General features: G+C 72.4%; 13 protein-coding genes. 12 read left to right on the top strand and 1 reads right to left on the bottom strand.

What is annotated here, in order from left to right; all coding sequences use genetic code 11:
• Nucleotides 1–141 precede the first annotated feature (141 nt).
• Nucleotides 142–1,548: a wax ester/triacylglycerol synthase family O-acyltransferase gene (locus AC1VWI_RS20835; RefSeq protein ID WP_499512525.1), complete on the top strand. Its 1,407-nt coding sequence runs from the start codon at nt 142–144 to the stop codon at nt 1,546–1,548.
• Between the two features lie 76 nt (nt 1,549–1,624).
• Here the strand turns inward: AC1VWI_RS20835 and AC1VWI_RS20830 are convergent, their stop codons facing one another.
• Nucleotides 1,625–2,119, bottom strand: a complete 495-nt coding sequence (locus AC1VWI_RS20830; protein WP_319139054.1) for an inorganic diphosphatase — start codon at nt 2,117–2,119, stop codon at nt 1,625–1,627.
• Nucleotides 2,120–2,261: 142 nt separating this feature from the next.
• Between AC1VWI_RS20830 and dacB the strand changes: the two genes are divergently transcribed.
• The 11 genes from dacB to folK all read left to right on the top strand — a co-directional run bounded on the left by dacB (nt 2,262) and on the right by folK (nt 14,693).
• Nucleotides 2,262–3,668, top strand: coding sequence for a D-alanyl-D-alanine carboxypeptidase/D-alanyl-D-alanine endopeptidase (gene dacB, locus AC1VWI_RS20825; protein ID WP_499512524.1), 1,407 nt, complete (start codon nt 2,262–2,264; stop codon nt 3,666–3,668).
• Between the two features lie 261 nt (nt 3,669–3,929).
• Nucleotides 3,930–5,108, top strand: a complete 1,179-nt coding sequence (locus tag AC1VWI_RS20820; protein WP_499512523.1) for a zinc-dependent metalloprotease — start codon at nt 3,930–3,932, stop codon at nt 5,106–5,108.
• 177 nt (nt 5,109–5,285) lie between these two features.
• Complete coding sequence (gene tilS, locus AC1VWI_RS20815; protein ID WP_499512522.1) at nt 5,286–6,272, top strand: tRNA lysidine(34) synthetase TilS; 987 nt, start codon at nt 5,286–5,288, stop codon at nt 6,270–6,272.
• A 36-nt stretch (nt 6,273–6,308) separates the two neighbouring features.
• Complete coding sequence (gene hpt, locus AC1VWI_RS20810) at nt 6,309–6,848, top strand: hypoxanthine phosphoribosyltransferase (protein WP_499516875.1); 540 nt, start codon at nt 6,309–6,311, stop codon at nt 6,846–6,848.
• Nucleotides 6,849–7,040: 192 nt separating this feature from the next.
• A complete protein-coding gene (ftsH, locus tag AC1VWI_RS20805; protein WP_499512521.1) occupies nt 7,041–9,095 on the top strand; it encodes an ATP-dependent zinc metalloprotease FtsH in 2,055 nt (684 codons plus the stop codon).
• Between the two features lie 134 nt (nt 9,096–9,229).
• Nucleotides 9,230–9,838, top strand: coding sequence for a GTP cyclohydrolase I FolE (folE, locus tag AC1VWI_RS20800; protein ID WP_499512520.1), 609 nt, complete (start codon nt 9,230–9,232; stop codon nt 9,836–9,838).
• A gap of 193 nt (nt 9,839–10,031) precedes the next feature.
• A complete protein-coding gene (locus tag AC1VWI_RS20795; protein WP_499512519.1) occupies nt 10,032–11,789 on the top strand; it encodes a phosphatidylglycerol lysyltransferase domain-containing protein in 1,758 nt (585 codons plus the stop codon).
• A 23-nt stretch (nt 11,790–11,812) separates the two neighbouring features.
• The gene (gene folP / locus AC1VWI_RS20790) at nt 11,813–12,667 is read left to right on the top strand and encodes a dihydropteroate synthase (RefSeq protein WP_499512518.1); all 855 of its coding nucleotides are present in this window, start codon (nt 11,813–11,815) and stop codon (nt 12,665–12,667) included.
• 376 nt (nt 12,668–13,043) lie between these two features.
• Nucleotides 13,044–13,529, top strand: coding sequence for a nuclear transport factor 2 family protein (locus tag AC1VWI_RS20785; RefSeq protein WP_499512517.1), 486 nt, complete (start codon nt 13,044–13,046; stop codon nt 13,527–13,529).
• Nucleotides 13,530–13,746: 217 nt separating this feature from the next.
• On the top strand, nt 13,747–14,106 hold the full coding sequence (folB, locus tag AC1VWI_RS20780; RefSeq protein ID WP_499512516.1) for a dihydroneopterin aldolase: 360 nt from the start codon (nt 13,747–13,749) through the stop codon (nt 14,104–14,106).
• Nucleotides 14,103–14,693: a 2-amino-4-hydroxy-6-hydroxymethyldihydropteridine diphosphokinase gene (gene folK / locus AC1VWI_RS20775; RefSeq protein ID WP_499512515.1), complete on the top strand. Its 591-nt coding sequence runs from the start codon at nt 14,103–14,105 to the stop codon at nt 14,691–14,693. Before folB ends, folK begins: the two co-directional genes overlap by 4 nt.
• The last annotated feature ends 26 nt before the right edge of the window (nt 14,694–14,719 follow it).

Here is a 14,719-nt window from a genome sequence, read left to right as displayed (position 1 = left end):
GCCGCCCGGCGATCGCACGGGCAACCTGATGTTAACTGTCCGTATCGTGGTCGTAGTTGACTGTAATCGGTTTTAGGGGTTTCACTTCACCAACTGGAGTCCGTTCCGGGGCAAAACCCGACCTTTCGGAGGCATGGAGCCTTGGCAGACGAGCACCTGAGCCCGCTGGACCTCGCCTTCTGGAACCTGGACTCGCCGGGTCACCCCATGCACCTGGGCGCCGTGGCCGTCTTCGACCGCGACCCGGAGCACCCGGTCGACGCCGACGGACTCGCCGCGCTGCTCACCGCCCGGGCCGAGGCCGTACCGCGGATGCGGCAGCGCGTGAAGGACGTCTGGTACGGCGTCGGCGGCGCCGCCTGGGCGGCCGACGAGCACTTCGACGCCCGGCACCACGTCCACGCCGTCCGGCGGGCCGACGCCCGGGCCGCCGTCGCCGAACTGATGTCCCGGCCCATGGACCGCGACCGGCCGCCGTGGGAGGTCTACGTCATCGAGGGTGCCCCCGACGCGCCCTTCTCCGTCCTGGTCAAGCTGCACCACGCCCTCGCCGACGGCCTGCGTGCCGTGGAGTTCGGCGCCGCCCTGCTCGACCAGGGGGCCCGCACCACGGCGGCCGCCCCCGCCCCGGCGGGTCCGGCGCCGGGGGCTCCGGCGCCGCGGCCCGGCGTCGAGGCGGCCGTACCGGCCCAGGTACGGGGGCCCGGCATCCACCTGCCCGCGCTGCCGCTGCCCGATCCGTGGCAGGTCGTCGCCTCCCTGCCGGACCGGGTGCGCGAGGCCGGGCGCGCCCTGGGCATCGGTTCGGCCGTGCTGCGCGCCTCCCTCGACCCCGGCGGGCCCGCCGCGCTGGGCGCGGCCTGGACGCCCGGTGGCGCGGAGCGGCGCTTCGCCACTGCCTCCCTCGACGTCGACGACCTGCACCGGGTCCGCAAGACCAGCGGCGGGACCGTCAACGACGTCGTCATGGCCGTCGTCGCCGGGGCGCTGCGGCGCTGGATGCAGGCCCGCGGCGACGACCCGGCGGGTCCGGGCCCGCGCGCCCTGATCCCGGTGGCGCGGCGCCGCCGCAGAGGCGTGCGCGGCGGCCGGGGCAACCGCATCTCCGGCTACCTGCTGCGGCTGCCGGTCGGCGAGCCCGACCCGCTCGCCCGGCTGCGCGACGTCCGCGCGGGCATGGACCGCAACAAGGACGCCGGACCCGACTCGGGGCCCGGTGCCGTCGCGCTGCTGGCCGACAGCGTGCCGCCGCTCGCGCACCGCTTCGCCGCGCCGCTGCTCGCCGCCTCGGCGCGACTGCTGTTCGACGTGCTGGTCACCAACGTGCCGATGCTCGACGTGCCGCTCACCCTGGACGGCTGCCGTATGACGGAGCTCTACCCGATCGCCCCGCTCGCCCGCGGGCAGTCGCTGGCGGTCGCCGTCTCCACGTACCGCCGCCGGGTCCACATCGGGCTGCTCGCGGACGCGGAGTCCCTGCCGGACGCCGACACGCTCGCCGGGGCCCTGCACGGCGCGCTGGCCGAACTGCTCGACGCCTGCGGGTGACGCCCCCGGACACGCCTGAGGGCGGCCCGCCCCGGCAGGGAGCGCGCCGCCCTCATGGCCGCGGGAGCGTACGGGGTCAGTGACCGCCGTGCTCCTTCAGGCGCTTGTAGGACGCCTCGATCTCGGCCTCGGCCTCGGCGCGGCCCACCCAGTTGGCGCCCTCGACGGACTTGCCGGGCTCCAGGTCCTTGTAGACCTCGAAGAAGTGCTGGATCTCCAGGCGGTCGAACTCGGAGACGTGGTGGATGTCACGCAGGTGCTCGACCCGCGGGTCCGAGGCGGGCACGCACAGGAGCTTGTCGTCGCCGCCGGCCTCGTCCGTCATGCGGAACATGCCGATCGCGCGGCAGCGCACGAGGACGCCGGGGAAGGTCGGCTCGTCGAGCAGGACCAGGGCGTCCAGCGGGTCGCCGTCCTCGCCCAGGGTGTTCTCCACGAAGCCGTAGTCGGCCGGGTAGACCGTCGAGGTGAACAGGTGCCGGTCCAGGCGGATACGACCGGTCTCGTGGTCCACCTCGTACTTGTTGCGGGAACCCTTCGGGATCTCGATCGTTACGTCGAACTCGAGCACAGCCTGTCCTCCATGATCAGCACATACTTCTGGTGATTAAGTGTCTCCCACGCTTGTGTGTGGTCGCGAAAGGGGCTGGTCCGGGGTGCCCGTTCCGAAGAACTGGCAGGTGGTGGCAGGGTCGGCTGCCGCAGGACTTGCCGTGGCGCTGACGGCTGTGGCCGCAGCAGGACCGTGGGAGTCAGGCCAGCGTACGGCCGAACGGGCGATCGCCGCCTCCCGGGACGGTCAGGGGAAGCAGGCGCGTCCCCACAAGAAGGGCGGCGGGGGCGGCCACAAGGGGGCGGTCGCCCCGGTGCCGCCCGCCCCCGAGGTGCTCACCGCCGTGTCCGGGCCGCAGGGCGCGCCGCTGCCGACCATGGCCGGACTGGCGGGCCGGCTCGGCCCGTTGCTGCACGACCCCGCGCTCGGCGCGCTGACGACGGGCGCCGTCGTCGACGCCGTGTCGGGCCGGACCGTGTGGGGGCAGGGCACCGCCACGGCCGCCGTCCCCGCCTCCACCACGAAGGTCGCCACGGCCGTCGCGGCCCTCTCGCTGCTCGGGGCCGACCACCGGCTCACCACCTCCGTGGTCGCCGCGGGCAAGGACCGCGTCGTCCTGGTCGGCGGCGGCGACCCCACCCTGACCGCCCGCGCGAAGCCCGGCGGCGGATGGACGGCGGCCTCCCTGGGCACCCTCGCCTCCGACACCGCCCGCGCGCTGCGCGCCAAGGGCGTCCGCTCGGTGAAGCTCACGTACGACACCTCGCTCTTCACCGGCCCCGCCGTCCACCCCATCGGGCACAACGACAACATCGCGCCCGTCACCGCCCTGATGGCCGACGAGGGCCGCACCGACGGCAAGAGCTTCAAGGGCCCGGCCGCCCGCGGGTGGGACCCGGCGGCGGACGCGGCGGCGGCCTTCGCGGACCTGCTGCGCAAGCGCGGCATCGAGATCGACGGCGCGGTGAAGGCCGGCAAGGCGCCCACGCGCACGCACGCGGCCGACCGGCTGGCGGAGGCGCGGTCCGCGCCCCTGGCCGACCTGGTCGAGCGCATGCTCACCAACAGCGACAACGACATCGCCGAGGCCCTCGCCCGGCACACCGCCCTCGCCGCGGACCGCCCGGGGTCCTTCTCCGGCGGCGCCAAGGCCATCGGCTCCGCACTCCGCGAACTCGGACTCCCGCTGAAGGGGGCCCGCTTCGTGGACGGCAGCGGGCTCAACCGCGCCGGGCACCTCACAGCGGAGCAGCTGGCGCGGATGCTGGCGCTGGCGGCCGACTCCGACCACCCGGAACTCCGCCCCGTCCTCACCGGGCTGCCGGTGGCGGGCTTCACCGGGTCCCTGCGGGAACGCTTCACCTCCGCGGGCGGGGGCGCGGGGCTCGTCCGCGCGAAGACGGGCACGCTCACGGGGGTCAACGCGCTCGCCGGGACGGTGGTCGACGCGGACGGCCGCCTGCTCACGTTCGCCTTCCTGACCAACGGCACGACCGACCCCGTTGCCGCGCAGTCCGCCCTCGACCGCCTCGCCGCCGGCCTCGCCACGTGCGGCTGCCGCACATAGCCGAACCTGGTTGCGGGTCGGCCGCTCGCCGGAGGCTGGGGGCACCCCCAGCGGTAGCTGGGGGAGGGCTGGCGCAACCCCACGACGGCGCCGCACCTGTGCGGCACCCCGGGTTGCGCCGGCGTCTGCACGCCGGTGGGTGGGGGTGTGCCAACCCGTTCCGCCTTGCGGAACGACTTCCCACAACCCCCACGAGGCACGGGGACGTGCCGCGGGCGAGGAACGCTCCCGGGGAGGGGGACAAGCACGTACCGTGAAGGGATGACGAGCATCGGTGGTGCGGAGATGGTCGACTGGAACCTCGCGGTCGCGACCGCGACCCGCTTCGTGCGGCCCGGACCGGACGTGAGCCGGGACGAGGCGCGCGCGGTCGTGGCGGAACTGCGGCGGCACGCAAAGGAGTCGGAGGCGCACGTCCGGGCCTTCACCAGGATGTTCGGCGATCAGGAGGACCCGGCCGACACCGGGACCCCGGTGCTGATCGTGGACCGCCCGGGGTGGATCAGGGCCAACGTCGCCGGCTTCCGCGAAGTGCTCAAGCCGCTGCTGGACAAGATGCAGGCCCGCAAGCCGGGAGGCCCCGGCGGCGCCGTGCTGGGCACCGTCGGCGGGAAGGTGACCGGCGTCGAGGTCGGGATGCTGCTGAGCTTCCTGGCCTCCCGCGTGCTGGGCCAGTACGAGACCTTCGCCCCCGCGACCCGCGACATGCCGGCCGGTCCCGCCGCGCCCGGTCCGGGTGAGCCGCGCACCGGGCGGCTCCTGCTGGTGGCCCCCAACATCGTCCACGTGGAGCGCGAACTCGACGTGGACCCGCACGACTTCCGGCTGTGGGTGTGCCTGCACGAGGAGACCCACCGCACCCAGTTCACGGCCGTGCCGTGGCTGCGGGACCACATCGAGCAGGAGATCCAGGCCTTCCTCGGCGAGACCGAGATCGACCCGTCGACGCTGATCGAGCGGCTGCGCGAGGCGTTCCAGGCCTTCTCCTCCGGCAACCGGCCCGACGCGGAGGAGGCGTCGGTCGACGCGGACGGCGACGAGGGCCGCAGCCTGATCGACCTGGTGCAGACCCCGAACCAGCGGGAGATCCTGGGGCGGCTGACCGCGGTCATGTCGCTGCTGGAGGGGCACGCCGACTACGTGATGGACGGGGTGGGCCCGGACGTCGTGCCGTCCGTGGCGGAGATCCGGGAGAAGTTCCAGCGCCGCAGGCAGAGCGGTGCCGGGCGGATGGACATGGCGCTGCGCAAGCTGCTGGGGCTGGACGCCAAGCTGCGCCAGTACCGTGACGGCGAGCGTTTCGTGCGGGCCGTGGTGGACGGGGCCGGGATGGACGGCTTCAACCGGATCTGGACCTCGCCCAACACCCTGCCCACCAAGCAGGAGATCGCCAAACCCGCGGACTGGGTGGCACGGGTGCACGGGCGGAGCGAAACCTGAGTCGACCCGGGGCACAACAGGCCCCGGGGCCTCCCGGTTCACCCTTCCGAGGGACCGTGGGCGCAGGGTAAGCGTGCGATGCTCGAGTATTGCCCGCTGTCTGTCACCATCTAGCTACCCTGCGTCATCTTCACCGTCCCGACGCCTCCCCCAGCCTCTCCAGGAGGGAAACCGGACATGGGTCCCCACCCCGCGGTCGCGGCGATACGCCTGGCGGTCCGCCGCGTACTCCAGGACGTCCTGACCGACCACCCCGGCGGCAGCCCACTCGTGCTGGCCGCCTGCAGCGGCGGAGCCGATTCGATGGCCCTCGCCACCGCCCTCGCCTTCGAAGCGCCCAAGCTCGGCATCCGGGCCGGCGGCGTCACCGTCGACCACGGCCTGCAGGACGGCTCGGCGGCCCGCGCCGTCGACGTGGCCGACCGGCTGCGCGGTCTCGGACTCGACCCGGTGGACGCCGTCGCGGTCACCGTGGGCCGCCAGGGCGGCCCGGAGGCCGCCGCCCGCGACGCCCGGTACGCGGCCCTCGACGCCGCCGCGGAACGCGCCGGCGCCGCCGCCGTGCTGCTCGGGCACACCAGGGACGACCAGGCCGAAACGGTGCTGCTGGGGCTGGCCCGCGGCTCCGGCATCCGGTCGCTGTCCGGCATGCCCGCCGTCAACGGCCGTTACCGCCGTCCCTTCCTGCTGCTGGACCGTGACACGGTCCGCAAGGCCTGCCTCGCACAGGGCATCGACGTGTGGGAGGACCCGCACAACCAGGACCCGGCCTACACCCGCTCCCGGGTCCGCCACGAGGCGCTGCCGGTGCTGGAGAAGTCCCTGGGCAAGGGCGTCGTGGAGGCGCTGGCCCGCACCGCCCAGCTCTCCCGGGACGACGCCGACGCCCTCGACCAGTGGGCGGCCCAGGCCGAGCGGACCGCCGTCGACGCCGACGGCGGGCTGGACGTCGCCCGGCTGCTGACCCTCCCCGCCGCCGTGCGCCGCCGGGTGCTGCGCCGTGCGGCCGTCGCGGCGGGCTCTCCCGCAGGTTCGCTCTTCGCCCGGCACGTCGAGGAGACCGACCGCCTGCTCACCGCGTGGCGCGGTCAGAAGCCGCTCAACCTCCCGGGCGGCGTCGTCGTCGGCCGGCGGAATGGCAGACTGTTCTTCCAGGCCCTGTAGACCGAGCCGGAAGTTGTGCGGGTGAACGAGAACGACATGGGCACCGACCTCGAGAAGGTGCTCATCTCCAAGCAAGAGATCGACGCCAAGCTGGCGGAGCTGGCTGCGCAGATCGACAAGGACTACGAGGGCAAGGACCTCCTGATCGTCGGCGTCCTCAAGGGCGCCGTCATGGTGATGGCGGACCTCGCGAGATCCCTGTCCTCCCAGGTCACCATGGACTGGATGGCGGTGTCCTCGTACGGCGCCGGGACCAAGTCCTCGGGTGTCGTGCGGATCCTCAAGGACCTGGACACCGACATCGCCGGCCGGGACGTCCTGATCGTCGAGGACATCATCGACTCCGGACTGACCCTGTCCTGGCTGATCAGCAACCTCGGCTCGCGCCGTCCGGCCTCGCTCGAGGTCTGCACGCTGCTGCGCAAGCCGGACGCCGCCAAGGTCGAGATCGATGTGAAGTACGTCGGCTTCGACATCCCCAACGAGTTCGTGGTCGGATACGGCCTGGACTTCGCGGAGAAGTACCGGAACCTGCCGTTCATCGGCACCCTTGCGCCGCACGTGTACGGCGGCTGAGGCTCCGGGAACCCCGACGCCCTCCTCCGCGTTGGAGGGTGGTAACGCTGTTTGTTTATGGTCTCCGGCGACTTCGGGTGACAATGCTGGGGTACCGTCCGAAGGTCGGTTCATACACCGGATGCACCGGCGGCCCCCAGGCCGCGGTGCCTCACTGTGGCAGGAGGGACGGGGCGATTTCGCCCCGCATGGATGGACGTGAAGCGCTATTTCCGTGGGCCAGTCATGTGGATCGTGCTGGCTGTCCTCGCCGTGGTCGTATTGATGCAGGTCGTCGGTTCTTCCGGTGGCTACAAGACGGTGGACACCGGCCAGGCCATTGAGGCGATCAACAGCAACCAGGCCAAGTCCGCCGAGCTGACCACCGGCGACGAGAACACGATCAAGGTCGAGCTCAAGGACGGCGCCAAGGTAGGCGACAAGGACCTGGGCTCCAAGATCAAGGCGAGCTACATCGGCGACCAGGGCGTCGACGTGGCGAAGATCCTGCAGGCGAAGGTCGACGACGGCGACAAGAGCACGCTGCCCGACGGCTACACCGTCGCGCCCTCGAAGCAGAACGCCTTCGTCGGCATCCTGCTCTCGCTGCTGCCCTTCGTCCTCATCGTCGTGGTCTTCCTGTTCCTGATGAACCAGATGCAGGGCGGCGGCTCCCGGGTGATGAACTTCGGGAAGTCCAAGGCCAAGCTGATCACCAAGGACACCCCGAAGACCACCTTCGCCGACGTGGCGGGCTCGGACGAGGCCGTCGAGGAACTCCAGGAGATCAAGGAGTTCCTGCAGGAGCCGGCGAAGTTCCAGGCCGTGGGCGCCAAGATCCCCAAGGGTGTGCTGCTCTACGGCCCGCCCGGAACCGGCAAGACCCTGCTCGCGCGCGCCGTCGCCGGCGAGGCGGGGGTCCCGTTCTACTCGATCTCCGGCTCCGACTTCGTCGAGATGTTCGTGGGTGTCGGCGCCTCGCGTGTCCGCGACCTGTTCGAGCAGGCCAAGGCGAACGCCCCGGCCATCGTCTTCGTCGACGAGATCGACGCCGTCGGCCGGCACCGCGGTGCGGGCCTCGGCGGCGGCCACGACGAGCGCGAGCAGACGCTGAACCAGCTGCTGGTCGAGATGGACGGCTTCGACGTCAAGGGCGGCGTCATCCTGATCGCCGCCACCAACCGCCCGGACATCCTGGACCCGGCGCTGCTGCGCCCGGGCCGGTTCGACCGGCAGATCGCCGTCGACCGCCCCGACCTGCAGGGCCGCCTGGAGATCCTCCGGGTCCACCAGAAGGGCAAGCCGGTCGCCCCGGACGTCGACCTCAAGGCCGTCGCCCGCCGGACCCCCGGCTTCACCGGCGCGGACCTCGCGAACGTGCTCAACGAGGCGGCGCTGCTCACCGCGCGCAGCGACAAGAAGCTGGTCGACAACGCGATGCTGGACGAGGCCATCGACCGTGTCGTGGCCGGCCCGCAGAAGCGCACCCGGATCATGTCCGAGAAGGAGAAGAAGATCACCGCGTACCACGAGGGCGGTCACGCCCTGGTCGCGGCGGCTTCTCCGAACAGCGACCCGGTCCACAAGATCACGATCTTGTCCCGCGGCCGTGCCCTCGGCTACACGATGGTCCTGCCCGACGAGGACAAGTACTCCACCACCCGCAACGAGATGCTCGACCGGCTCGCCATGACCATGGGCGGCCGCGCGGCGGAGGAGCTCGTCTTCCACGACCCCACCACGGGTGCCGCGGACGACATCGAGAAGGCCACCACCACGGCCCGCGCGATGGTCACCCAGTACGGCATGACCGAGCGGCTGGGCGCGATCAAGTTCGGGTCGAGCGACGGGGAGCCCTTCCTCGGCCGTGAGATGTCCCACCAGCGCGACTACTCGGAAGAGGTCGCCGGGCTGGTCGACGAAGAGGTCAAGAAGCTCATCGAGACCGCGCACAACGAGGCGTGGGAGATCCTGGTCGAGAACCGCGACGTCCTCGACAACCTCGTTCTGGCCCTCCTGGAGAAGGAGACGCTGAACAAGGAGGAGATCGCCGAGATCTTCAAGTCGATCGTCAAGCGTCCGGCGCGTCCGGCCTGGACGGGTTCCTCGCGGCGCACGCCGTCGACCCGCCCGCCGGTGCTCTCGCCCAAGGAGCTCGCCCTGACCAACGGCACCCAGCCGACGGCCAACGGCAGCACCACGGCGTCCTCCCTGAGCAAGTCCGCCGAGACGGTGGAGCTTCCGGAGGAGCCCAGCGCGGAGTCCTGACGTCCGCGACGTGGCCTTGGTCACGGACATCGGAATGCGTGCCGCGCCCCCCAGGTTTCCTATCCTGGGGGGCGCGGCGTTTCCGCGGTTCCCGCGGTCCGCGCATTTCGGCACGTCTGAGGAACGAGGCACACATGACCGACCCGGTGACCCTGGAGGGCGATCTGCGCCCCATCGGCGAGTTCGACGAGAAGCGTGCCGAGAACGCCATCCGTGAGCTGCTGATCGCCGTCGGGGAGGACCCCGACCGCGAGGGACTGCGGGAGACCCCCGGCCGGGTCGCGCGGGCGTACCGGGAGATCTTCGCCGGGCTCTACCAGGAGCCGGAGGACGTCCTGACGACCACCTTCGACCTCGGGCACGACGAGATGGTCCTGGTGAAGGACATCGAGGTGCTGTCGAGCTGCGAGCACCACCTGGTGCCGTTCGTGGGCGTCGCCCACGTCGGCTACATCCCCTCCGTGGACGGCAAGATCACCGGTCTGTCGAAGCTGGCCCGCCTGGTCGACGTCTTCGCCCGCCGCCCGCAGGTGCAGGAGCGGCTGACCACGCAGATCGCGGACTCGCTCATGCGGATACTCGAACCGCGCGGTGTGATCGTGGTCATCGAGTGCGAGCACATGTGCATGACGATGCGCGGGGTTCGCAAGCCCGGCGCGAAGACCATCACCTCGGCGGTGCGGGGCCAGTTGCGCGACCCCGCGACCCGCGCGGAGGCGATGAGCCTGATCATGGCCCAGTGACCTGAGGGGCCGCGGGCCCCGGCCCCCGGCCCGGTCGGCGTTCCCGTTTCCCGTTCCCCGGTCCCCGTTACCGTTCCGGGCTTCCCGCCCGGGGACGGAACCCGCCCGCCGGAGTTCACGTCCTACAGGGCGCAAATCTCCGACGAGAGCGGGGCGTGCGGTGGTGAACCGCACTGCCGGGGCGTGGTGGCTGATGTCTGTCGTGGCAGAGGAAGATCCCGCTGTCCGGGTTCCCCGGGACAGGGTGCGACGGCTCCCACGGCTGATGCCGGGGTCGGCGGCGCCCCGCGCGGTGGGGAGGGCGTGCGCGCTGGTGGGGCTGCTGGACCTCGCGGCGGCGGTGTTCCCCGGGTTCCGGCACAGCCGGATGCACGTGCTCGCCGGGGTCTTCCCGGGCACGGTCACCTCGGTGGCCGCGGCGGCGGGGGTGGTCACCGGCATCCTGATGCTGATGCTGGCGCACGCCCTCAAGCGGGGGAAGAAGCGCGCCTGGCGGGCGGCCGTGCTGCTGCTGCCGGCGGGCGCGGTGGCGCAGGTGCTGCACCGGCACTCGCTGGGCGGTGCCGTGCTGTCGGCGGTGCTGCTGGCCCTGCTGATCGGGTACCGGGCGGAGTTCTCGGCGCTCGGCGACCCCCGTACCCGGCTGAAGTCGGTCGCGGCCTTCGCGGGGCTGAGCGCGCTCAGCCTGGTGGTGGGACTGGTCATCGTCAGCGCCCACCCGGCGGCGGAGATGGGCGACCCGTCCTGGACGGACCGGCTGGCCGAGGTGGTCTGCGGGCTCTTCGGCTTCGACGGGCCGGTCTCCTACGCCACCGGCCAGGCCTTCGACGTCGTCGCGTACTCGCTGGGCGGGCTGGGGTTCCTGATCGCCGCCACCACCGCGTACCTGGCGCTGCGCCCGGCCCATCCGGTCGCCGAGCTGACGACCGGGGACGAGGAGCGGCTGCGGGCGCTGCTGCGCCGGCACGGGGCCCGCGACTCCCTGGGGCACTTCGCGCTGCGCAGGGACAAGAGCGTGGTCTTCTCGCCGAGCGGCAAGGCCGCGGTCTGCTACCGCGTGGTGTCGGGGGTGATGCTCGCCAGCGGCGACCCGATCGGCGACGTGGAGGCCTGGCCGGGGGCGATACAGCGGTTCATGGCCGAGGCCCGGGCGCACGCCTGGATCCCCGCGGTCATGGGCTGCAGCGAGACCGGCGGGGAGGTGTGGACCCGGGAGACCGGTCTGGACGCCCTGGAGCTGGGCGACGAGGCGGTGGTGGAGACCTCCTGCTTCTCCCTGTCGGGGCGGGCGATGCGCAACGTGCGGCAGATGGTCAAGCGCACCGAGCGCGCGGGGTACGTGTGCCGGGTCCGGCGCGTGGCGGAACTGGGCGAGGAGGAACGCGACGCGGTCCGCCGCGCCGCGGACGCCTGGCGCGGCACGGACACCGAGCGGGGCTTCTCCATGGCACTGGGCCGCTTCGGCGACCCGGCGGACGAGGAGTGCGTGGTGGTGACGGCGCACGACGCGCAGGACGTGCTGAGGGCGGTGCTGCACTTCGTTCCCTGGGGCGAGGACGGCATGTCGCTGGACCTGATGCGGCGCGACCGGTCCGCCGACCCGGGGCTGAACGAACTGCTGATCGTGGCCGCGCTGGGCGAGGCTCCGCGGCTGGGCGTGCGGCGGGTCTCGCTGAACTTCGCGATGTTCCGGTCGGCGCTGGCCCGCGGGGAGCGGCTCGGCGCGGGGCCGGTGCTGCGGACCTGGCGTGGCCTGCTGGTCTTCCTGTCCCGGTGGTTCCAGATCGAGTCGCTGTACCGGTTCAACGCCAAGTTCCAGCCGGAGTGGCTGCCGCGCTTCCTGGTCTTCCGGGCCACCGGGGACCTGCCCCGGATCGGCCTGGCCGCCATGCGCGCCGAGGGATTCGTCACCCTGGCGCTCCCCGCGTGGGCCTCCCGGCGCCTGCGGTGAGCCGCCCGCTCTAGGCTGGCCCCATGGGTACGATGCGCGGCCACGTGGCCGGATTGCCGTCCTGGGACCGGTGCGCGGTCATGGGCGTGGTCAACGTCACGCCGGACTCGTTCTCCGACGGCGGCGACTGGTTCGACACGGACCTGGCGGTGAAGCACGGTCTGGACCTCGTCGCGGCCGGTGCCGACCTGGTGGACGTCGGCGGTGAGTCGACCCGTCCGGGCGCGGCGCGGGTGGACGAGGCGGAGGAACTGCGCCGGGTGGTCCCGGTCGTCCGCGAGCTGGCCAGAGCCGGGGTCGTGGTGAGCGTCGACACGATGCGGGCCACGGTCGCGGAGAAGGCGGTCGAGGCGGGCGCGGCGCTGGTCAACGACGTCAGCGGTGGACTGGCGGACCCGGCGATGATCCCGGTCGTCGCGGCGACGGGCAGCCCGTTCATCGTGATGCACTGGCGCGGCCAGAGCATCGACATGAACAACCGGGCGGTCTACCGGGACGTCGTCGGCGAGGTCACCACCGAGCTGCGGCGCAGCTTCGAGCACGCGGTGGCGGGCGGCATCGACCCGGAGCGGATCGTCCTCGACCCGGGCCTGGGCTTCGCGAAGAACGCTGAACACGACCTGACCCTGATCGCCCACGTCGAGGACCTGCTGGCCCTCGGCCGCCCCCTGCTGATCGCGGCCTCCCGCAAGCGGTTCCTCGGCCGTGTGCTGGCCGGCGAGGGCGGCGATCCGCCCCCGGCCAGGGAACGCGACGCCGCCACGGCCGCCGTCACCGCCATCGTGGCGGGCCGCGGCGCCTGGGCGGTCCGGGTGCACGAGGTGCACGACAGCGCCGACGCCGTACGGGTCGCGCGGGCGCTGGAAGGGGCTCGGTGAGCTAGGTGTCCGACCGGGTGCCGAGGGGTGCCGGGAGAAGCGAACGAGGGAGCTTGGTGAGCGACGCACGCGAGGCCGCCGGGCGGCAGGCGGCGACGATGCCCGCGGCGGGATGCCGAGCGGGCGGAGAAGCGAACGAGGGAGCTTGGTGAGCGACGCACGCGAGGCCGCCGGGCGGCAGGCGGCGACGATGCCCGCGGCGGGATGCCGAGCGGGCGGAGAAGCGAACGAGGGAGCTTGGTGAGCGACGCACGCGAGGCCGCCGGGCGGCAGGCGGCGACGATGCCCGCGGCGGGATGCCGAGCGGGCGGAGAAGCGAACGAGGGAGCTTGGTGAGCGACGCACGCGAGCAGACGACGAGGGACGGGGGGACAGGATGACGCCGCGTACCGCCGAGGCCGCACGGGTCGAGGAGGCCAACCAGGCGTTCTACGACGCCGTGGAGCGGTCCGACCTGGACGCGCTGGAGGAGCTGGTGCTGACCGGCCCGCTGGCGGAGACGGTGTCCGTGGTGCACCCGGGCTGGCCGGTGCTGCGCGGGCGACGCGAGGTGATGCGCTCGTACGCCCTGATCATGGCGAACACCGAGTACATCCAGTTCTTCCTGACCGACGTGGAGGTGGCGGTCGACGGCGACACGGCCCTCGTCACGTGCACCGAGAACATCCTCACCGGCGGCCCCGCCGAGGAGGAGGGCGAGATGGGCTCCCTCGTGGGCGGCCTGGTGGTCGCCACGAATGTGTTTCGGCGCACACCGGAGGGCTGGCGGCTGTGGGTGCACCACGGTTCCCCGGTGATGGCGGACGGGGCCGACGAGGACGCCGCGGAGGACGCCGACAACGGCGGCGAGGGGTCAGCCTGAGGCCTTCTGACCACTCGTTCGAGCCAAGAAGTGGTGAAGGCCGGAGTAGGCCGCTGCGTCCCGGGGTAAGCGCGGGGCGGTCGGCCGCCTCGGTGCCCGGTACTGGGGACTGTCGGTGGTCGAAGGTACATTCGAGTAAGGGCGGAGCGGCCCTCCCCTCCCGCTGGGCGGGCGGACCGCGCCCGCCCGTCCGTCCGACGACCAGCGGGAGTGAATCGTGGATCGTGTCGCGCTGCGCGGCCTGAAGGCCCGCGGGCACCACGGCGTGTTCGAACACGAGCGCCGCGAGGGCCAGGACTTCTTCGTGGACCTCGTCCTCGGCCTGGACACCGCCCCCGCCGCCGCCACGGACGACCTGACCAGGACCGTGCACTACGGCATCGTGGCCGAGGAGGTCACCGCCGTCGTCGAGGGCGAGCCCGTGGACCTGATCGAGACCTTGGCCCAGCGGATCGCCGACCAGGTCCTCAAGCACGACCTGGTCCAGGAGGTGGAGGTCACCGTGCACAAGCCACATGCCCCGATCACCGTCCCGTTCGCCGATGTGTCCGTCACCATCACCCGGAGGCGCCCGTGAGCTACGACCCCACCGTGCAGCCGGTCCCGGCCTCCGTCGTCGCGCAGGTCGACGCCGCGGACTCGACGCTGCAGAATCCGAAGTTCGCCGTCATCTCGCTGGGCAGCAACCTCGGCAACCGCCTGGAGACGCTGCAGGGCGCCGTGGACGCCTTGGAGGACACCCCGGGCGTCCGGGTCAAGAAGGTCTCGCCGGTGTACGAGACGGAGCCCTGGGGCGTCGAGCCGGGCTCGCAGCCGAACTACTTCAACGCCGTCGTCCTGGTCAGGACGACGCTGCCGCCGTCCTCGCTGCTGGAGCGCGGCCGGGCGATCGAGGACGCCTTCGCCCGGACCCGCACCGAGCGCTGGGGCGCGCGCACCATCGACGTCGACATCGTGGCCTACCAGGGCGTCGTCTCCGACGACCCGGAGCTGACGCTGCCGCATCCGCGGGCGCACCAGCGGGCCTTCGTGCTGGCGCCGTGGCTGGACATCGACCCCGCGGCGGAGCTGCCCGGACAGGGGCCGGTGGCCGGTCTGCTGGCGGGCGTGGGCCGGGAGAGCGTGTGGGCCCGGGGCGACGTGGAACTCAGGCTGCCGGAGTAATCGTTACGATCCCGTCGGTACGTTCG

The sequence above is a fragment of the Streptomyces sp. TOM-9 genome, assembly GCF_056858595.1.
Note: the sequence above shows the minus strand (reverse complement) of the source record. Positions and strands in the feature narration are given on the sequence as shown.

Bases quoted from the DNA above. Each gene is read 5' to 3' on its own strand.
- AC1VWI_RS20820 (WP_499512523.1), top strand. From the start codon at position 3,930: ATGACGAGCATCGGTGGTGCGGAGATGGTCGACTGGAACCTCGCGGTC.
- tilS (WP_499512522.1), top strand. From the start codon at position 5,286: ATGGGTCCCCACCCCGCGGTCGCGGCGATACGCCTGGCGGTCCGCCGC.
- hpt (WP_499516875.1), top strand. From the start codon at position 6,309: ATGGGCACCGACCTCGAGAAGGTGCTCATCTCCAAGCAAGAGATCGAC.
- ftsH (WP_499512521.1), top strand. From the start codon at position 7,041: ATGGACGTGAAGCGCTATTTCCGTGGGCCAGTCATGTGGATCGTGCTG.
- folE (WP_499512520.1), top strand. From the start codon at position 9,230: ATGACCGACCCGGTGACCCTGGAGGGCGATCTGCGCCCCATCGGCGAG.
- AC1VWI_RS20795 (WP_499512519.1), top strand. From the start codon at position 10,032: ATGTCTGTCGTGGCAGAGGAAGATCCCGCTGTCCGGGTTCCCCGGGAC.
- folP (WP_499512518.1), top strand. From the start codon at position 11,813: ATGGGTACGATGCGCGGCCACGTGGCCGGATTGCCGTCCTGGGACCGG.
- AC1VWI_RS20785 (WP_499512517.1), top strand. From the start codon at position 13,044: ATGACGCCGCGTACCGCCGAGGCCGCACGGGTCGAGGAGGCCAACCAG.